Source organism: Candidatus Phytoplasma palmae (assembly GCF_046896035.1).
Taxonomy (GTDB): Bacteria; Bacillota_I; Bacilli_A; order Acholeplasmatales; family Acholeplasmataceae; genus Phytoplasma; species Phytoplasma palmae.
Window position 1 is genome coordinate 46,599 of record NZ_JBIPDD010000001.1, and the last position, 21,130, is coordinate 67,728.

Here is a 21,130-nt window from a genome sequence, read left to right on the forward strand (position 1 = left end):
AAAATAAAAAAAAGAAACAATTTTGTTTCTTTTTTTTATTGTTGAAATTTATTTGTATTTTATTATATTTTCCATATCATGTCTTTATGATATTTAAAATTATTTCACTAAAAGATTTAAGAGGACTTAAAATAAAAGTAACTATAAAAAAAGATAAAAATAAAAGAGAATCTAATCGATCTATTAAACCACCATGTCCAGGAAATATATTATTAAAATCTTTTAATTTAGAATTTCTTTTAAATTTAGAAGCTATTAAATCACCTAATTGGGAAACAATACAACTTAATAATATAAACAATATAAAAAAACAATAACTTTGAATTGAAATTAATTTATCAATAAAAAATATTAAAGTCATTATTAAAGTAACTAAAAAACCACAAAAAAATCCTTCCCATGTTTTTTTAGGACTTAATTTGGAACAAAGATAATTTTTTCCAAATAAATTTCCACCAAAATAAGAAAAACTATCATAAGTAATAGTAATAATAAAAATATATAAATACCATTGATAATTTAAGATAATTAAACTAAAAAAACAAGAACTAAAAAAAACAATATATACTAAACTTAAGAAAATATAACTAAGATTATTTATTTTAAAATTATATTTAAATAAGAAAAACAAAAATAAAACAAATATAAATAATAAAAAATAAAACAAAAAGAAATTATTATTAATCAAAAAATTTAAAGTTTGAAATAAATTAGTCTTTTGTATTTTTTCTCCAAAATGTATTATATTATTGTTTTGAAAAGATTTAATAATAATTGAAACAAAAAGAAAAAAATTAAAAAAAAATATTAAAAAAATAAAAGGATAAAAATTTTTTCTTTCTTTTTTAGGTTTTTGTAAATTTAAAATTTCGTTAGAACCTTGAAAAATCAAAATTAACACCAAAAAAAGGCAAAAATAAATAAAAAAAGAAAAACCATAATTTTTATCTATATAAAACAAAAAATAAAAAGAAAATAAATTTAATAAAAACATTGTTAAACCAATGTAAATTTTATTACTAATATTCATCATGTTGTCCTTTAAATTTTGAGCAATTCATTATTTTTAACTAATGTTTCTTTTTCTATTATTTTAATCCATTTATTATTTAATTCTTGTATTTTTTTTAAAAAAATATTTTCCGATTGATTATTTAATTTTAATTTTTTAATTTTGTCATTTCCGAAACGTCTAATATTACGAATATTAATTTTTGTTTGTTCTGAAATTTTTTCAACTTCTTTAATTAATGATTTTCTTTTTTCTTCTGTAGGTTGAGGAAAAATTAACTTAATTTTTACTCCATCATCTTGAGGAGAAATTCCAATTTTAGAAGCCAAAAGAACTTTTTTTATTTCAGGTATCAAATTAGGATCAAAAGGTTTAATATTTATTTGATTACCTTCTGTTACACTAATAGTGCTAATGTTTCTTATTAAAGTATCTTCTCCATAATATTTTAAAGTTATTTTATCTAATATCTTTGGGTTAGCAATTCCAGTTCTAATATCTACAAATCTTTTCAACATTAAATCTTTAGCTTTAAGCATTTTAGGTTCTAATTCATTTATAATTTCTTGAGCTAATAATTCCATTTCAATTCTCCTTAGAAGTAATAATAGTTCCTATTTTTTCTTCTTGTAAAATAACTTTTTTAATATTACTTTTTTTATTCATATCAAAAACTAAAATATTAATATTATTTTCCCAACATAAAGAAACTGCAGTTATATCCATAATATTTAATCTTTGAGAAATAACATCTTTGTGTTTTATTTTTTTTAACAAAATTGCATCTTTATATTTCTTTGGATCCTTATCATAAACACCTTCAACGCCATTTTTAGCCATCAAAATATTTTCAATATTTAATTCAGCCGCTCGTAAAGCTGCTGCAGTGTCTGTTGAAAAAAAAGGCAACCCTACGCCTGCACTCAAAATTACAATTCTATTTTTATTTAAATGACGTAAAGCTTTTCTTTTAATATAAGGTTCTGCTACAGAAATAACAGAAAAAGAAGTCATAACTCTTGTTTCGACATTTATCTTTTCTAAAGCATCTTGCAAAGATAAAGAATTAATAATAGTTCCTAACATACCCATATAATCAGATTGACTACGTTCCATTCCTAATTCTTCTCCAAAAATACCGCGCCAAATATTTCCAGCACCTACAACAATAACTATTTCCAATCCTAAATTTTTTATTTCTTTAATTTCTTCAGCAATTTTTTGTACTTTTTGTGGATCAATATTAACTTTATTACCGCTACTCAAAGCTTCACCACTTAATTTTAAAAGAATTCTTTTAAACATAAATTAAAATTTCCTTTTTATTTATTAAAAATTTCCCCAACTTCAAAACGATAAAATTCTAAAACAGTAGAATCTTTTGATTTTAAATATTCTTTAACTTTTTGTTTTGGATTATTATATAAATTTTGTTCTAATAAACATTTTTCATTTAAAAAATTTTCTAAAAGACGAGATGATATTAATTTTTTAATTTCTAAATTTTTATCAGGATGTTCTTGTGTTACTTGATCGAAAAAAATATTTCTTTTTTGATTTAAAAAATTAGAATCAATTTTGTCTTTACTTATAAAAATAGGTTTCATTGCTACTATATGAACAGGAATTTCTTCTAAAGATTCAGGGCAACTTTTACCAAATAAAACCAAAGAAGAAATTATTCCTTTTTGATGTTTATAAAAACTAAAACTTTCTTCATCTTTTTTATAAATTACTTTAATTCTCCTTAAAATAATTTTTTCTTTAAGTATAGAAATTTTTTCTAATATTAATTCTTGAATGTTTTTTTTCTCATTAGGGATTTCATAATTTAAAAAATCTTGTAAATTATTTATAGAACGATCAGCTAATAATAAATTTTTTTCAATTTCTTTATATAAACCTAAAAAAATTTCATTTCTAGCCACAAAATCTGTTTCCGTATTTAATTCAAACATAATAGCTTTATTGCCTTTAACAGCAACTCCTGTTAAACCTTCAACTGTATTATTTTCACTATTAATTTGATTTATTTGTTTAGCTTTTACAAGTCCTTCTTTTTTGAGTAAAATTATAGCTTTTTCAATATCACCATTTGTTTTTTCCAAAACTTTTTTGCAGTTAAGTATGCCTACTTGTGTTCTTTGCTTTAGTAACTTGATCTTATCTAAAGTAATTTTCATTTTTTGTTCCTCTCTGCGAATTAGAATTATTAATTATACCAAAATAATAAATAATTTTCCGTAAAAATTTTTTATGTTATTAGTTTTACTTTTTTTTATTTATTTTTATTACTTAATTCGTTAGCAGACTTCTCGTTATTTTTTATGTTATTGATTTCATTCATATTAATTGTATTTTTTTCATTAGAATTGGAAGAATTTCTAGCTTTAGTACCTTCAATAACTGCATCAGCTACAATAGAAGCTATTAATTTTACACCTTTGATAGCATCATTATTAGCAGGAATAATATAATCAACTAAATCAGGATCACAATTACTATCAACAATACCAAAAACTTGAATATTTAACTTACGAGCTTCTTTAATAGCGATTAAATCTTTTTGAATATCAACTACGAAAATAGCTTTTGGCAAACTATCCATGTCTTTAATTCCGCCTAAAAATTTTTCTAATTTTGCTCTTTGTTTTTTTAATTTTATAACTTCTTTTTTTGTTAAATCATTCCATAAACCTTCTTCTTCTTGTTTATACAATTCTTTTAAGAAATTAATTCTTTTTAAAATAGTTTGAAAATTAGTAAAAATACCTCCTAACCATCTTTGAATAATATAATATTGATTGCATCTTTGCGCTTCTTGTTTAATAATTTCTTGAATTTGTTTTTTAGTTCCTAAAAATAAAATTTTTTCACCATCAGCAGCCATTTTAACAATTTTTTTATATGCAATATCAATGAAAACAATAGTTTTTTTCAAGTCAATAATATTAATTTTATTTCTAACAACAGGTACACCACCTTCAGTTAAAGAAAAAAGAAAAGGTTTCATTTTATAGTTGCATTTTCTCGCTGCATGTCCAAAATGAATACCTGATTCTAATAATTGTTTTATTGAAACAACAGCCATATTTAAAAAATTCTCCTTTTTTATAAACAAATGAAATAATGATATTTTATATTTTATTACTTATTGAGTATAAAACACTAAGTATAAAAAATTATTATAATTATTACTTATTACTTTATTTATTTATTATTATCTTTTATATATTATTTATAATTTTTATATATTTACTATAATTCTTAAATTTCGATTTTAAGATATACCTTTTTTAGTATAACATATTTTATTTTCTTAAAAATTATTATTTTAAATTTTATTAATTATTTATTAAAACATTTAATTAGTGCTACCAAATCCCCCTTTTCTAATGGGTTTTTTATTTTTTTGAAAAACTTCATCTTCAGTAAAATAAATGTTTTGAAAAATTCCCTGAGCGATTTTTTCGTGTTTTTTAATCAAAACATCTTGTTTTGAAAAATTATATAAAGGAATAAAAATATGACCTTCATTTTTTTCATTATCATAATAATCACTATCAATAACTCCTACATTATTAGCAAGAATTAATCTTTTTTTTATTGATAAAGATGACCTAGCATAAATCAATAAAACCTTATCATTAGGAAAAAAAGCTTTCACACCTGTAGGTAACAAGAAAATTTCTTCAGGTTTTATAACAACTTCACAAGCGGATTCAAAATCATATCCTGCACTAAACAAAGTTTGTCTTTTAGGTAAATTAATATTTTTTTCTATATATGAACTTACAATTTTAAAAAAAATTTTTTTTTCTTTATGCAAAATTATTTCTCCTTATTTTGTCTTTTTTTATAAAAATGTCTGGGATGATTTTCAAAAAATTTATTTTTCAAAAATTTATTAGAAACATAAGTATAAATTTGAGTTGTTTTTAAATTTTTATGTCCTAATAGTTCCTGAACTACTCTTAAATCAGCACCATTATTAAGTAAAATAGTAGCAAAAGCATGTCTCAAAATATGAGGTGAAAGTTTAAAATTTTCTGAAAAAGAATTACCTATTTTATTTAAAATTATTCTGATCCCTCTTTGTGTTAGACATGATCCTTTAAAATTCAATAATAAAAAATTTTGGTTTAAATTTTTGTCATATTTTTTATTTTTTAATAATAATTTTTTTCTTATGTTGTTAATATAATAAACTAATTTTTTAACTAAATTTTTATGCAAAGGCAAATATCTAGTTTTATTTCCTTTACCATGTATTAAAATTTGAGAATTAGAAAAAAATATATCTTTAATTTGTAATTTAATTAATTCACTAACTCTTAAACCGCAACTATATAATAATTCTAATATTAAATAATTACGAAAACCTAAATCATTTGTAATGTCAATAGAATCAAATAATTTTTGAATAACTTTATCAGAAATTACTTTAGGCAATTTTTTATAAACTTTTTTAACCTTAATAGACTTAAAAATATTAAAATTAAAATTATATTTTTCTAATAAAAAATTATAAAAAGTTTTTAAAGAAGAAATTTTTCTCATAATAGAAACATTTTTAAATTTTTTTTCATTTAAAAAAGACAAATAATAACGAGCTTGATTTTCTTGCGCTAAAGAATCAAAATTAAATAACATATTTTTATTTAATAAAAAATTTTTAAATTCTTTAATATCACTAATATAATTAATAATAGTCAAATTAGAATAATTACGTTCAATTTTTAAAAAAATTTCAAATTCACTAATTAAATCAAACAATTAATACCTACTTTTTTAATTTTTTTTAAAAAAATTCAAATAAAAAAAATTACATTAAAAAGATTCAATTTAATGTAATTTTTTTACCTTTAAAATAATTAACTACTTTTATTCATCTTAATAAAATATTCTTTAATCATTTGGACATAATTATGTTTTTTTATATGAATATTATTTCTGATAATATAATGACGTAAATTTTTAGGAATGAAAACTCTTATGTCATCTTGATTATATCCTATAACAATAGATTTTTCATCATAAATTATTGGTTTTTTACAAATACTAGGATTTTCAATAATAAATCTTTTTATTTGTTTTATTTTTAAAGAAAATAGATCAAATTTTTGTTGTTTGAAAATTCTAGAACGAGTAGAAATTATATTAGTAAAATCAATTTGTTCATGGTCTAAAATAGAATCAATATCTGATTCTTTCAAATTGAATTTATTTAAATTTTTCTCTTTATATTTAATACCATGAATTTCTAACCATCTTTTAGCTTTTTTACAAGAAACACAACGAGCATTAGTATAAATCAAAACCATATACAACATTATTCCTTATTATTTTTTTTTATATTTTTTAAAAAATGAGTAAAATATAATAAATAATAAATAAAAAATAAATCAAAATTACATTTATTTTAACAAATTTTATTTAAAAAATCAAAAATTATTATAATCAAGTAAAAATTTTTTTATATGTATTAAAAAAAAAATTTATACAAATACTTCATGTTATTTTAAAAAATACATTAAAATACTTCCCGCTACAGCAACATTAAGACTTTCTACCGAAGTAGTTTTAATATTTAAAAAAAAATGAGATTTTTTCTTAACTTCTGAAGAAATTCCAGAACCTTCATTACCTACTATTAAAATTCTTTTTGGATTTTCTTTAAAAAAATTTGAATTTAATTGATTTAAATTAATATTTTTATCATAAACACAAGAACTAAAAATTTTATAAGATTGATTGATTTTTAAATCCAAAAAATTTATAATATCGCCTCTTTCTAAAAATAAATTAAAACAAGCTCCTTGACTAGATCTAATAGTTTTTTCATTATAATAATCTACAGAATTTTTACTAAAAAAAACATGATTGAAATTAAAAGCGCAAGCACTTCTTAACAAAACACCAGCATTTTGAGGATTTTGAATTTCATCCAAAACTAGAATATTATTATTTTTATTTTTCAAAGGTATATTACAAATTTTACAAAGAGCTATTTTAAAAGGAGGTTCTCCTAAAACATTTAGTTCTTTAAATAAAAATTCTTTCATTAAAATACTATTTTTTAAAAAAGAAGAAGAATACAATTCTATGACAATCTTTTTTTTCAAAGCCTCTTCAATCAAGTGTTCTCCATATACTATGAATTCTTGATATTTATCACGATATTTTTTTAATAAAAGTTTTTTTAATTTTTTAAATTTATAATTGTGTCTAGAAGATATCATTTTTTTTATATTTTCAATTCTTTAAATTCATTATTTATTTATTAACATTAATAAACATAAAAACATAACTTTAATTTTGTTTAATATTTAAAATAAAAATAATATTTTTTTATATTTATAATATATTATAAATAAAAATTTTCAATAAATTATTCAAAAAACCTAAATTAATTTTATAATCATATTTTTTGCATCAAATCAATCAAAAAAATAGCAATAATAAAAGCAATACAAGAAAAAATATATTTAATTATAACACTTTTTTTGTCTTCTGGATTTCTGGAAAAATCTAAATAAAAAGAAATCAAAATCATAATACCATCAATACATAACAAAATATTTTTTAAATTTAATTTAAATTTATTTTGAATATATAAGAATATAACATCTGTTCCGCCTGTAGAACAATTATTGGCAAAAATTAAACCACATCCAATACCCAAAAATATACCTATAATTATTGAACATAAAGACATTTTAAAAAATTTATTATTTTTAATTAAATCAGGCATTTTATTAATAATAAAATCTCTTTTAAGATTGTAATGATCAAACATTTTAATAACAAAAGAAAAAGAAAAATTAAATATAACTGTTGAAATAAAAAAATTAATATTACCGATTAAAAAACCAAATAACAAAATAATCAAAATACGAAAAATAATAATAGAATTATTATTGCTAAAAAAATATTCTTGTTTTTTGTGTTTTTTTCTATAAAAAAAAAGTTTATCTAAAAAAATTAAACTACTTTCTAATCCTCCAACAATAAAATTTTCAGATAAAACGAAAAAATATACACCAAAAACCAGTAAAAAAAAACCAATAGAAATTATAAATATTTTCATCAACCTAAAAAAATGATATATTTGATTAAAATAATTTAAGAAACTTAATATTATAAAAAAAATAAAAAAAAATAAAAATATAAAGTATGATTTTATTTTTTTTGAAATTTTCATTTATTGAATTATCCTTAATAATTTTTTATTTTTTTATTTTTTTGACAAAACAAAAAAATTTATACTTCATAAAAAATTTATATATGAAAAAAATAAAATAAAAAATAAATTTAATAAAAAAATATATTTTATAACTTTTTTAATAAAGAAAACATTTTTCTTTTATAAACTTCCACGCCTGGTTGATTAAAAGGATTAACACCAAATAAAAAAGCTGACATAGCGCAAGATTTTTGAAAAAAATAAAATAAATAACCTAAATTATATTCATTTTTTTTATCTATTTTTATTTCTATATTTGGAACATGTCCTTCAATATGAGATTGTTTCACAGATTTTATAATTGTTTGGTTTATTAAAGACAAATTTTTACCAGATAAAAAATTAAGATTATCTAATTCATTAGTAATATTTGGTATTATGCAATCTTTATCAATTTCCTTTATATTTAAAATAGTTTCAAACATTATTTTATTACCTTCTTGGATAAATTGACCTAAAGAATGCAAATCAGAAGTATAATTTAAAGAACCAACAAAAATACCTTGTTCTTTTTTACCTTCTGATTCAGCAAATAATTGTTTCCACCATTCTGATAAAAAAAACAATTGATCATCATAATTAACTAATAATTCTATCTTTTTATTAAGTTTATTATATAAACAGTATCTAGCTAATGCATATTGATAAGCTAAGTTTTTCTGAACATCATTATTATTAAAATCATTATAAGCAGCTTTAGCCCCTTTTAATAAAGAATCAATATCTAAATTAGCAAATACAAAAGGTAATAAACCTACTGAAGTTAAAACGCTATATCTACCTCCAATAGAATCCGGAATAACAAACCTTTCATAATCTTCTAATAAGGAAATTTGATATAAATTACCTTTTTTAGAATCTGTAGTAACAAAAATACGCTTTTTTATTTCTTTTTTTGTAACATATTTCATTTCTAATTTTTGTTTTAAAATTCTAAAAGCAATAGCTGGTTCTAAAGTAGTACCAGATTTCGAAATAACATTAATAGCCCATTCTTTATCACTTAAATATTCAATTAAATTAGATAAATAATTTCCTGATATTTGATGACCAGCAAAAATAATTTCAGGTTTATTTTTGATAAAAGGTTTTTTTAAAAATTCTATACCAGCTTTAGCTCCTAAATAAGAACCACCTATACCTATAACTACTAAAACATCTAAATAAGAATTTTTTTTTTTCAATTCTTTAATTTTTTGTATTTCTTTTTGTTCATTATAAAGATTTAAATCAACCCATCCTAAAAAATCTGTATATTCTGTTTTGTGTTTATAGTGTAACAAATTGTGAATTTTTTTTATAGTTGGTTTGAAATTTATTTTTTCCTTTTCAAAATCAAAAAAATTTAAAATACCTTTAAAATCCATTTCAAAAGACATAAAAAGAAACCTCGTAAAATATTCTAAAACAATAGTTTTATTATTGTTAATATTAATAATTCATTAAAAAATTATTTTTTATTTTAATCAAAACATAGCTTTTATATTATATATTTATATTCTAAAAATATCAAAAAATATAAAAAAAACAACCTACTTCAAAACTATAGGTTGTTTATTAAAAAATAAATAAATTTAAAATTTGAAATTATTTATCAGTTTGTTTTTATTCCAAAGACAAAAAATTTTTTTTCTATCATAAAAAAAGAAAATTTTTTACTACATTGAAATATAGTAATTATAAAAATAATCAGAATAATTTTTAATATAATGTTCCTAAAGTCATTAATAATTTTAATTATAGTCTCGTTATTATTAAAAAAATTATTAACTTCTTTATTTTCTTTTTTTCTACTTGTGTTCTATATTCTTGAATTTATTCTATCCTTAGAGGACTGGCAAAAGACAAGAATATAGAGCACAAATAGAAAATAAAACAAAAAAACCAATAATTTTATTAATAAATTTATAACAAGAACATCATTAGAACTGAAACACACTATTTTAATTCCAATATTCAAGATATATAAAAAATATTACATAATTATTATACATCAAAATTTAGAAAATTCGACAAAATAATAATAAAAAAAGTTTAAACGAAATATTATTTTTCAAAATATATTATTTAATCATAAAAAAATAATATTTCAGTTTTAAAACCACTAATAAACAAGTTTAAAAACAAAAAATGTTATTTAAAAAAAACATTTTTAAAGTAGTAAAATAGTTAATTTTTTATAGAAAAAAATTACAATATTATATAATATTCATAAAAAAATTTTTTTAATCTATTTTTTTTTCTTTATTTGGTAAATAAATAACAAAAAAGTAATTATTAAAACAAATAAATTACTTATTAAAATACTTAAACCAAAACTACTAGGTTTACCACTTAAAAAAGAAAATAAATAAAATTGATTAAAAATAAATAAACAAAATAAACGACAAATAATACGCAAAAGATTCATAAATAAAACAAAATTAACTTTTTTATAAAAAGAAGTCATATAAGTCAACATATTGGAAGCCCAAACTGATGTAAATAAAGATGTAGTTTCAAAATAAAGAATAACTTTAAAAGCATTTATTTTAGAAAAAGATAATTTATCTTTTTTATATAAAAAATACATAATATCTTGGCCAAAAAAATGACTAGTCATAAATCCTAAAATACCTATACAAAAAGTTATAATTACAACTGTATAAAAAATTTTAAACGATTGTTTATAATTTTTCAATCCAGCGCATTTACTAATCATAACAGACTGAGCCTCATCAAAAGCACTTGAAATAGAATAACAAATACCATTAACACCTGCAATTAAACCTATAACAGACATAATATCAGAATCATTACCATAATAATTAGAAGATAAACTATTAACCCATACTTTTCCCATAGAATAAGTAGCTTTTCCAACGCATAAAATAATTGTTAATTTAAAAATTTCTTTAATTATTTTTTTAGAAAAAAATATATTTTTAATTTGAATTCTTAAATTATTTTTTTTACTAAACATAAAATAAAAAGCCATAATAGTAATAATTAAATTAGAAATTAAAGTAGAAAAAGATAAATGAGAAATAGTAATTCTTTCTTTAAAATATATACCCAAACAATAAGAAATTATTATTTTTGTAAATATTATTAAAATATTTAAAAATAAAACAAACTTTTTATTACCTTGAATTCTTTCTAAACTAATAAAGATAGAATTAATTATAACACAAAGAAAAGAAAACAACATTACATTATAATATTGAGACCCTTTTATTAAAATATCTTTAGACATACGAGCTATTTTTAATATTATAAAATCTCTACCAAAGAAAAAAATAAAAAATAAAAACAAGCCTATAAAAACAGAAATTATAAACATTAAAGAAGCATATTGGCGAGATTTATTTATATTTTTACTATATTCTCTAGAAACTAATATAACAGAAACAGTTCCCAAACAAGAAGAAATAATTATAAAAGTCTTTTGAAATTGTAATAATTGAGCTAAATTACTAGAAAAAGAGTTTCCAACTTTATAACGCGCTATTATAAAATGATCTATAGAATCTTGTAAATTTTGAAATAATAAATAGATAGCTATAGGAAAGGCAATTATTAATAAATTTTTAAAAATATCATTTTTTGAATGTAATAAATTATTATTTTTTTTCATAAAAACATTTTTTCTAATTTTGTTTAAAAAAACTTATTAAAAACAGAATATAAATTTTCTATTTTTTTTTTATTTTTAAAAATTTCTTCAAATGAAAAATTCATTATTCTATTATTTTGTATACATACTGCGCAATTATGAATATTTTTTCTCAATAATTCGACAGAATAACTCCCCATTTTAGTTGCTAAAATAAAATCTTCCGATGTAGGATTCCCACCTCTTTGTATATGCCCTAAAACTTGAGTTCTACATTCATAACCGCTATATTCTTCTATTTGACTAGCCAATTCATGAATATCCATTATTCCTTCAGTAATAATTATACTAACTATATCATTACCATTATTAAAAAAACTTTTTACTTTTTCTAATATTTCTGTTTTAGAAATTAAATTTTCTCTAGTAATAATTAATTCACAAGAAGAAGAAATTCCACCATATAAAGTTAAATGTCCTTCAAATCTTCCCATCGTTTCTATAATCATACATCTTTTATGAGAACGCGCAGTATCTTTTAATTTAAGAACTAATTTCATAATTGTATTAACAGCTGTACTAAAACCAATAGAAAAATCATTTTTTGGAATATCATTATCAATAGTACCAGGCAAAGCTATACATTTTATATTTGATTTTTCAAAAACCATAGCACCTTTATAAGAACCATTACCTCCGATAATAATTAATTCTTCTATTTTATGTTTTTTTAAATTTTCTAAAGATTTCTTAACTTTATTGGGATCTGTCATCAAAGACATGCAACGAGAAGTTCCTAAAATAGTTCCTCCTTTATTACCAATATTAAAAACTAATTCTTTATTTAAAGGAATAATTTTATTTTCATATATTCCTTTAAATCCATCTTGAATACCATATACTTCAAAACCATAATAAATGCTATTATAAACTATTGATTTTATAGCGGCATTCATGCCTGGAGAATCACCACCAGAAGTTAAAACAGCCACTTTTCTATTAAACATTAATCGTTCTTAATTCCTTTTCAAATTCATTAAAAAAATAAAATAATAAAATATACCTAATATCTATTAATAGATCCTAATGTATATAATTTTTTTCTCATTAATTCTTTAATAGCTAAACATCCAGGAAATAACAATTTTCTAGGATCAAAACCTTTTTCTAAAATATTCAGATCTTTTTTCGCTTCAATATATTTTCTAATAGCCTTAGCAAAAGATATCTGAAATTCAGTATTAAAATTAATTTTTACAATTCCTAATTCAATTGATTTTTTTAACATTTCTTCAGAAATTCCCGAACCTCCGTGCAAAACCAAAGAAATAGAAGAAGTTTCTTTTTTTATTTTATTTAAAAGTTGAAAATTAATTCCTTCCCATTCGGAAGAATAAATTCCATGAGAATTGTTTATTCCAACAGATAACATATCTACTCCTAAATCAGACATAAGTTTACAAGCAAAAGGATCAGCCAAAGAATTATTATTATTTTGCAAATTAAAATTTTGTTCCTCTTCATCCCCAATATTTCCTATTTCAGACTCAACTAAAACTCCTTTTAAATTAGCATATTTAACAATTTTTTGGGTTTTTTTTAAATTTTCTTCTAAATTATAATTACTACCGGCAAACATAACAGAATTAAAACCCACATCAATAGCTTTAAATACAGAATCAAATGTTCCATGATCTAAATGCAAAATAATAGGAATAGTAATATTATAAAAAATAACCATTTCTTTTATCAAATTATAAACACATTTAAATCCGCCCATATAATTAATTGAATTTTCAGTAAAACCCAAAATAATAGGTGATTTTAATTCTTGTGCAGTTTGTAAAACTGATTTTGCCCATTCCAAATTATTAATATTAATTTGCGCTATTGCATATTTTTTTTCTTTGGCATCTAAAATTATTTTTTTATTGCAATTTTTCATAAACTATACTATACAAGTGATCTTCTTTCAATATTTGAAAAATAATAAAAATTAACTAATTATTGTTATTTTTAAAAAAAATAAAAAAATTTTTTAAATTTTTATAAATTTTACAAAAATAATTATAATTTTAATAATTATCTAAAAATTTATAAAAAAATAAATCCAATTTAAAAATAAAATTTCATTAATATAATATATATTGTAATATAATATGATACCAAATAAAATATAAAATATTTTATATAAAAAATATTTTTTATATAAAAATTAAATAATTGTTCAAAAATAAAAATATAAAATAAAATAAACAAAATATATTAATTTTATTTCTTTTTTATCAAAAAAAATGAATTCATAAGAAAAAAATACTTTTTTAAAAATAACAGTAAATTCATATAAAAATGATAAAATTGATTAAATATTATGGTATAATTATTATATATAAGTTTAAATTATCTGAGTGTAATCAAATATAAAATAAAAATTTTTAAAAAATATAATTTTAAGAAAAAAAGAGGTTAATAATTTTACCAATGTCAAACAAACACAATTATAACGCTGATAGTATCCAAATTTTAGAAGGATTAGAAGCTGTAAGAATGAGACCTGGAATGTATATAGGTTCTACTTCTGAAAAAGGATTATATCATCTAGTATGGGAAATTATTGATAATTCTATAGATGAAGCTTTAGCTGGTTTTGCTGATGAAATTAGTTTAGAAATTTTTCCAAAAAATATTATTCGTATTTCTGATAATGGAAGAGGAATACCAATAGATATTCATCCTAAAACTAATAAACCGGCTGTAGAAACAATTTTAACCACTTTACACGCAGGAGGAAAATTTGATAATTCTTCTTACAAAGTTTCTGGAGGACTTCACGGAGTAGGAGCTTCTGTAGTAAATGCTTTATCTTCTAATTTTGAAGTTGAAATTCATTTAAATAATAAAAAATATTATCAAAAATATGAAAAAGGGAACCCCACAACTGATCTAAAACTAATAGGAGCAACAACAAAAAAAGGAACTACAATAACTTTTGAACCTGACAATACAATATTTAAAGAATTGGAAAACTTTTCTTATCGTTTTGATATTTTAAAAAACAGAATCCAACAATTGGCTTTTTTAAATAAAAACATTAAATTAAATATTATAGATAAAAGAATAATTCCTGATAAAATTTTTAATTTTTATTATCAAGGCGGAATTAAAGAATATCTTGATTATCTAAATGAAAATAAAAAAATTTTAAACAAAAAAATTTATCAAGAATATAATAACGATGATGTTTTTTTCGAAATTGCTTTTCAATATTCCGAAGTTTATTCAACTAATATATATTCATTTGCTAATAATATTCCTACACATGAAGGCGGAACACATGAAGAAGGATTTAAAATGGCATTAAATAGAATTTTAACAAAATACGCAAAAGAAAAAAATCTTCTAAAAAAAGAAATGAGTTTTATAGGAGAAGATACTTTAGAAGGTATAACAGCCATTATTTCCTTAAGACATCATAATCCTTCATTTGAAGGGCAAACAAAAGCCAAATTAGGAAATGTAGAAATAAAAACATTAATTTCAAAAATATTTGGAGAATTCTTAGAAAGATATTTATTAGAAAATCCTCAAGAATCAAAAAAAATAGTAGAAAAATGTTTATTAGCAGTAAAAGCACGTATAGCTGCCAAAAAAGCAAGAGAATTAACTAGAAGAAAATCTCCACTAGATTCTTTAGGATTTGCTTCTAAACTAGCTGATTGTTATATAAAAGATCCTGCTCTATCAGAATTATTTATAGTAGAGGGAGATTCAGCAGGTGGTTCAGCAAAACAAGGAAGAGATTCAAAATTTCAAGCAATTTTACCATTAAAAGGTAAAATAATAAACGTAGAAAAATCTAGATTAGAAAAAACATTAAGCAATAAAGAAATTATTTCATTAATACAAGCAGTAGGCACAGGAATAGATAAAGAATTTAACTTAAGTAAAACACGATATGGTCGTATAATTATAATGACAGATGCAGATGTTGATGGAGCTCATATAAGAACATTACTTTTAACCTTCTTTTTCAGAAATTTAAGACCATTAATAGAACAAGGTTATATATTTTTCGCAAATCCTCCTTTATATAAAGTTCAACAAAATAAAAAAATAAAATATTTATTTAATGAAGAAAATCTAAAAAAATTTTTAGAAAAAAACAAACAAAATAAATTTTATTTACAAAGATATAAAGGTTTAGGAGAAATGAATCCAGAACAATTATGGGATACTACTATGAATCCAGAAACTAGAACTTTATTGCAAGTTAAATTAGAAGATGCTGTAGAAGCAGACAGAACTTTTAATATGTTAATGGGAGATGAAGTTTCTTCAAGAAAAATATTTATCCAAGAAAATGCTATATACGCAGACATAGATATTTAATGTTTTAAAAAAAATAAATAAAATTTATGTTTATATATAAATCATAAGTAAATAAATTTTATTTTTTTGAGTTTTTTTATTTAATTATAACTTACAGAAAAAGGCGATTAAAAATGTCAGAAAAAATCAAAAAAAACAATTCTTTAAATAATATGGATAACCAAAATAATATCCAAAACAATTTAGGTATTATAAAAAAAGTAAATATTAACGAAGAAATGAAAAAATCATTTTTAAGCTATGCAATGAGCGTTATAGTATCTAGAGCTTTGCCCGATATAGTAGATGGTTTAAAACCTGTTCAAAGAAGAATTTTATACGGAATGAAAGAATTAGGTATTGTCGCTTCTAGTCAATATAAAAAATCAGCTAGAATTGTAGGAGATGTAATAGGTAAATTTCATCCACATGGTGATAGCAGTGTTTATGAAGCAATGGTAAGAATGGCACAAACTTTTAATTTTCGTTACGTATTAATACAAGGTCATGGTAATTTTGGTTCAATTGATGGGGATTCTGCTGCTGCTATGCGTTATACTGAAGTAAGAATGTCTAAATTAGCTATGGAATTAATAAAAGAAATAGATCAAAACACTGTAGATTTTGTTAATAATTATGACGAAAGCGAAAAAGAACCAACTATTCTTCCAACTAGTTTTCCAAATCTTTTAGTTAATGGTTGTTCTGGTATTGCTGTAGGTATGGCAACTAATATTCCTCCGCATAATTTAGGAGAAGTTATAGATGCTTTAATAGCTTATATAAATAATAAAAATATAGATACAAAAGAATTATTAAAATATATTAAAGGTCCAGATTTTCCTACAGGTGGAGAAATCTCTGGATTAAATAATTTAATTGAAGCTTATGAAACAGGAAAAGGAAAAATTTATATTAGCGCTAAAACTAATATTGTAAAAAATGATAAAAACAAATATTCTGTAATAATAACTGAAATTCCTTATCAAATTAAAAAAAGCTTGTTAATAGAAAGAATAGTAACCTTAGCAAAAGACAAAATTATTGACGGCATTACAGATTTAAGAGATGAATCTTCTAATCGAAAAGGTATTCGTATTGTTATAGACCTAAGAAAAGATATAAATCCGAATGTTTTTTTAAATAAACTGTACAAATACTCACAAATAAGAACATCTTTTAATTTTAATATGATTGCATTAATCAATAAAGCTCCTCAATTAGTAAATTTAAAAACGATATTAAAAGAATTTTTTTCATTTAGAATTAATGTTATAAACAGACAAAAAACATTTGAATTAAAAAAAGCAGAAACAAAGAAACATTTAATAGGAGCTTCAGTAAAAGTATTAAATGATATAGACCACGCTATAAAATTAATTAAATATTCAAAAGATGCTAAAACTGCTCAATTAAAATTAATGGAAAATTATAATTTTGATGAAGTTCAAAGTAAATACATTTTAGACATGAGTTTGCAAAAAATAACTAATTTAGAAATAGAAAAAATTAAAAAAGAAGAACAAAATCTATTATTACAAATAAAAGAATTTAAAAGTATTATTGAATCTCAAAACAAAAAAGAAAAAATATTGAAAAAAGATTTATTAAGAATAAAAAAAATATTTAACGATGAAAGAAAAACTATTTTAAATAAAGAAAATAATATAGATATACAAGAAGAAGATTTAATAAAAGAAGAACGTATTTTAATAACTATCACAAACAAAGGATATGCAAAAAGATTAAATTTAGACACTTACAAAAAACAAAATAGAGGTGGAAAAGGAATTAGCGGAATTAAAATTAATGAAAATGATTTTGTAGAACATTTCGTTATAACTTCTACTCATGATTACCAATTATTTTTTACAAATAAAGGTAAAGTATATCAATTAAAAGGTTATCAAATACCTTTGTGTTCTCGACAATCCAAAGGAATTCCTTTAATTAACTTAATTTTTTTAGAAGAAGGAGAATTTGTAACTTCTCTAACAAGTGTTAAATCTTTTAAACAAGTAAATGATTTTTTAGTATTAATAACTAAAAAAGGATTAATTAAAAGAAATTTAATTAAAGAATATGAAAATATAAGAAATAACGGTAAAAGAGCTTTTGTTTTAAAAAACAATGATGAAGTTTTATCGGTTTTAAAAACTTCAGGAAAACAAGAAATTATTTTAGCAGCTTCCAATGGAAAAGCTATTCGTTTTAATGAAAATTCTATTAGAAAAACTACAAGAATGGGTTCAGGAGTTATAGGAATGAGATTAGAAGAAAATGATAGTGTTGTTGGTTCTTCTATTGTTTCTTCAGAAAAACAAGATATATTAGTAGTAACTGAATTCGGATATGGTAAAAAAACTAAAATAAATGAATATAAAAAACAAAAAAGAGGCGGAAAAGGGACTAAAACTTTAAAAATAACTTCTAAAAATGGAAAATTAGTAACTTTAAAAACAGTTTTATCAGATGAAGAATTAATATTAATTTCTGATAGAGGAAAAGTAATAAGAATAGAAATGAATAAAATACCTACTACTAAATCTAAAATAGCACAAGGCAATATATTGTTTAAATTAGACCAAAATGATAAATTAGTTAACGTTGTAGTAGTAAAAAAAGAAGAAGAAGGAATTAATAATATATAAATAAAATAAATCTTCAATATTTTTTATATAAAATTATTTTTAAAACAAAACATAATATTACAATTAAATACAAAAAAAATTAATAATATGATAAAAAAAAGTAATAAAATTATAAATTGTGGCACAAAAATTTCAAACAAAACCTCTGAAACAAAAAAAGAAGGTTTTTCTTTTATGGAAAAAATAAAAAATAATAAAAAATATAAAAATAAAAATATTATTATTTTATTAGAAGGTTGTGTAGGTTCAGGTAAAACAATTTTTGCAAAAGGAATAGGTAAAAATTTGAATATTAAACAAAATATAAATAGCCCTACTTTTGTTTTATCAAAGATTTACAAAACTAAAAACAGAAAATTATATCATTTAGATCTTTATAGGTATATTTCATCAAATACCGAAGATAAAACAATAATTTTTTTAATAGAAGAATTATTAGAAAATATTGAAAAAAACGATATTATTTTAATAGAATCTTGTAAAGACATAAGTAATTTGATTAATTTTTGGAATTTTAAAATTAATTTTATTTTTATAAATGAAAAAACAAGGAATATTTCGTTAAAAGAAAAAATAAATTATGAATGAATAAAAAAGGATTTTACAAATAATGAATATTCAAAATAAAAAAAAATATATTATTATAGATATTTCTACAGATATGCAATTAGTTGTATTATTTGAAAAAGAAAAAATAATTTGTATTAATAAATTTTTAAATAAAAATAATTTTGTTTCTAACGTAATTCCAATAATTCACCAAACATTAATAAACAATAATACAAATTTACAAGATTTATGTAATATTATTGTAGGGATAGGCCCAGGTTCTTATATAGGTACACGTCTAGCTGTTGTTACATCTAAAATTTTAGCTTTAGAATTGAATATTAAATTATATAAAATAAGTAGTTTATTACTTTTATCTAGCGGTTTTAAAGAATTTAATCATTCTATCACTCCTAAAATTTATGCAAAAAATGGTTTTTTTTATAGTTTAAGTTTAAAAAATAATAAATTTTTATTATACGAAAATATTTATAAGGAAGATTTTTTAAATAATTTTCCTAATCATTTTGCATTAAATCAAAATAATTTTAATATATCGATAAAAAACATTCTTTTTCATATGGAAAAAGTAATCGATCCGCATCTTTTAATTCCACAATATTATAATAATTAATGTTAAAACAATATTAAAATTCAAAATTTTAAAAAAATACTGATTTCAAAAGGTGTTAAAAAATGAATATACTATCAATTGAAACAAGTTGTGATGAAACAAGTATAGCTATTACTCAAAATGGTAAAAAAATTTTATCAAATATTATTGTTTCTCAAGTAAAATATCATAAAAAATTTGGAGGAGTTGTTCCTGAAATAGCTTCAAGAAAACATTCGGAAAATATTACTTTAATTTTGAAAGAAGCACTTGATAAATCTAAATTAAAAATTCAAGAAATAGATTTAATAGCTGTAACTCAAGGCCCTGGATTAATAAGTTCTTTGTTTGTAGGGATAAATGCAGCAAATACATTAGCTTATATCTACCAAAAACCCCTTATAGGGGTTAATCATTTAATAGGGCATATTTATTCAGCTCAAATCGAAAACGATTTAAAATTCCCTTCTTTAGTTCTTTTGATTTCTGGCGGTCATACAGAATTAATTTATATGTCTAATCATTTTAATTTAAAAACTATAGGTTCAACTTTAGATGATGCTGTTGGTGAAGTTTATGATAAAATTGCTAGAAATTTAAACCTAAGTTATCCAGGTGGTCCGATAATAGAAAAAACAGCAAAAAAAGGGGAAGATATTTTCCATTTTACAAGACCTTATCTCAAAAATAAAAATTTAAATTTTAGTTTCTCTGGATTAAAAAGTCAAATTATAAATTTTATTTCTCAAAAACCCCAAGATTTTATTTCAAAAAATATCAACAATATATGCGCTTCTTTTCAAGAAAGTATTAGCGATGTTTTAATAGAAAAAATAAAAAGAGCTATAGCTAAATTTTATATTAAACAATTAATTATAGTAGGTGGAGTCGCTTCTAACAAATTTTTACAAAAAAAAATAAAAAATAATTTTAAAAATTTAGAAATAATAATTCCAAGTCAATTGTATTGTACTGATCAAGCAGCTATGATAGGAATTGCTGCTTTTTATCAATACAAAATAATTAATAAAATTGAAACAAAATATAATTTAAAGGAAAATTATATTTCATTTTTTTAAAATTATTAAAAATAGGG

19 protein-coding genes are annotated in these 21,130 nt (G+C 20.7%); 5 read left to right on the forward strand and 14 right to left on the reverse strand.

Features of this window, described 5'->3' with window-relative positions; genetic code table 11:
- Positions 1 to 76: 76 nt before the first annotated feature.
- From ACHMP6_RS00170 to ACHMP6_RS00235, 14 genes are all read right to left on the reverse strand, one after another.
- On the reverse strand, positions 77 to 1,030 hold the full coding sequence (locus tag ACHMP6_RS00170) for a phosphatidate cytidylyltransferase (protein ID WP_412097511.1): 954 nt from the start codon (positions 1,028 to 1,030) through the stop codon (positions 77 to 79).
- Positions 1,031 to 1,041: 11 nt separating this feature from the next.
- Positions 1,042 to 1,596 carry a ribosome-recycling factor gene (locus ACHMP6_RS00175; RefSeq protein WP_412097512.1) on the reverse strand — a complete coding sequence of 185 codons (555 nt, stop codon included), beginning with the start codon at positions 1,594 to 1,596 and terminating at the stop codon, positions 1,042 to 1,044.
- Position 1,597: 1 nt separating this feature from the next.
- Positions 1,598 to 2,317 carry a UMP kinase gene (gene pyrH, locus ACHMP6_RS00180; protein ID WP_412097513.1) on the reverse strand — a complete coding sequence of 240 codons (720 nt, stop codon included), beginning with the start codon at positions 2,315 to 2,317 and terminating at the stop codon, positions 1,598 to 1,600.
- A 17-nt stretch (positions 2,318 to 2,334) separates the two neighbouring features.
- On the reverse strand, positions 2,335 to 3,195 hold the full coding sequence (tsf, locus tag ACHMP6_RS00185) for a translation elongation factor Ts (RefSeq protein WP_412097514.1): 861 nt from the start codon (positions 3,193 to 3,195) through the stop codon (positions 2,335 to 2,337).
- A 95-nt stretch (positions 3,196 to 3,290) separates the two neighbouring features.
- Entirely contained in the window at positions 3,291 to 4,103 is an 813-nt protein-coding gene (rpsB, locus tag ACHMP6_RS00190) for a 30S ribosomal protein S2 (RefSeq protein WP_412097515.1), read from the reverse strand.
- Positions 4,104 to 4,376: 273 nt separating this feature from the next.
- Positions 4,377 to 4,841 carry a dUTP diphosphatase gene (gene dut / locus ACHMP6_RS00195; RefSeq protein ID WP_412097516.1) on the reverse strand — a complete coding sequence of 155 codons (465 nt, stop codon included), beginning with the start codon at positions 4,839 to 4,841 and terminating at the stop codon, positions 4,377 to 4,379.
- A 2-nt stretch (positions 4,842 to 4,843) separates the two neighbouring features.
- Positions 4,844 to 5,788, reverse strand: coding sequence for a tyrosine-type recombinase/integrase (locus ACHMP6_RS00200; RefSeq protein WP_412097517.1), 945 nt, complete (start codon positions 5,786 to 5,788; stop codon positions 4,844 to 4,846).
- Positions 5,789 to 5,886: 98 nt separating this feature from the next.
- Positions 5,887 to 6,336 (reverse strand): Spx/MgsR family RNA polymerase-binding regulatory protein, encoded by a 450-nt coding sequence (locus ACHMP6_RS00205; protein ID WP_412097518.1) that lies wholly within the window; start codon positions 6,334 to 6,336, stop codon positions 5,887 to 5,889.
- 192 nt (positions 6,337 to 6,528) lie between these two features.
- Positions 6,529 to 7,254, reverse strand: coding sequence for a TrmH family RNA methyltransferase (locus ACHMP6_RS00210; RefSeq protein ID WP_412097519.1), 726 nt, complete (start codon positions 7,252 to 7,254; stop codon positions 6,529 to 6,531).
- Positions 7,255 to 7,433: 179 nt separating this feature from the next.
- Positions 7,434 to 8,102: a YitT family protein gene (locus ACHMP6_RS00215; protein ID WP_412097520.1), complete on the reverse strand. Its 669-nt coding sequence runs from the start codon at positions 8,100 to 8,102 to the stop codon at positions 7,434 to 7,436.
- A gap of 242 nt (positions 8,103 to 8,344) precedes the next feature.
- The gene (locus ACHMP6_RS00220) at positions 8,345 to 9,637 is read right to left on the reverse strand and encodes a glucose-6-phosphate isomerase (protein ID WP_412097521.1); all 1,293 of its coding nucleotides are present in this window, start codon (positions 9,635 to 9,637) and stop codon (positions 8,345 to 8,347) included.
- An 851-nt stretch (positions 9,638 to 10,488) separates the two neighbouring features.
- Positions 10,489 to 11,874, reverse strand: coding sequence for an MATE family efflux transporter (locus ACHMP6_RS00225; protein ID WP_412097522.1), 1,386 nt, complete (start codon positions 11,872 to 11,874; stop codon positions 10,489 to 10,491).
- A 23-nt stretch (positions 11,875 to 11,897) separates the two neighbouring features.
- On the reverse strand, positions 11,898 to 12,860 hold the full coding sequence (locus ACHMP6_RS00230) for an ATP-dependent 6-phosphofructokinase (protein ID WP_412097523.1): 963 nt from the start codon (positions 12,858 to 12,860) through the stop codon (positions 11,898 to 11,900).
- Between the two features lie 56 nt (positions 12,861 to 12,916).
- Positions 12,917 to 13,798 (reverse strand): class II fructose-bisphosphate aldolase, encoded by an 882-nt coding sequence (locus ACHMP6_RS00235; RefSeq protein ID WP_412097524.1) that lies wholly within the window; start codon positions 13,796 to 13,798, stop codon positions 12,917 to 12,919.
- A gap of 536 nt (positions 13,799 to 14,334) precedes the next feature.
- Between ACHMP6_RS00235 and gyrB the strand changes: the two genes are divergently transcribed.
- From gyrB to tsaD, 5 genes are all read left to right on the forward strand, one after another.
- Positions 14,335 to 16,242 (forward strand): DNA topoisomerase (ATP-hydrolyzing) subunit B, encoded by a 1,908-nt coding sequence (gyrB, locus tag ACHMP6_RS00240; protein WP_412097525.1) that lies wholly within the window; start codon positions 14,335 to 14,337, stop codon positions 16,240 to 16,242.
- Between the two features lie 113 nt (positions 16,243 to 16,355).
- Positions 16,356 to 18,872, forward strand: a complete 2,517-nt coding sequence (gene gyrA, locus ACHMP6_RS00245) for a DNA gyrase subunit A (protein WP_412097526.1) — start codon at positions 16,356 to 16,358, stop codon at positions 18,870 to 18,872.
- An 87-nt stretch (positions 18,873 to 18,959) separates the two neighbouring features.
- Positions 18,960 to 19,460 (forward strand): tRNA (adenosine(37)-N6)-threonylcarbamoyltransferase complex ATPase subunit type 1 TsaE, encoded by a 501-nt coding sequence (tsaE, locus tag ACHMP6_RS00250; RefSeq protein WP_412097527.1) that lies wholly within the window; start codon positions 18,960 to 18,962, stop codon positions 19,458 to 19,460.
- A 22-nt stretch (positions 19,461 to 19,482) separates the two neighbouring features.
- Positions 19,483 to 20,055, forward strand: a complete 573-nt coding sequence (gene tsaB / locus ACHMP6_RS00255) for a tRNA (adenosine(37)-N6)-threonylcarbamoyltransferase complex dimerization subunit type 1 TsaB (RefSeq protein WP_412097528.1) — start codon at positions 19,483 to 19,485, stop codon at positions 20,053 to 20,055.
- A gap of 62 nt (positions 20,056 to 20,117) precedes the next feature.
- On the forward strand, positions 20,118 to 21,113 hold the full coding sequence (gene tsaD, locus ACHMP6_RS00260) for a tRNA (adenosine(37)-N6)-threonylcarbamoyltransferase complex transferase subunit TsaD (protein WP_412097529.1): 996 nt from the start codon (positions 20,118 to 20,120) through the stop codon (positions 21,111 to 21,113).
- Positions 21,114 to 21,130 lie beyond the last annotated feature (17 nt).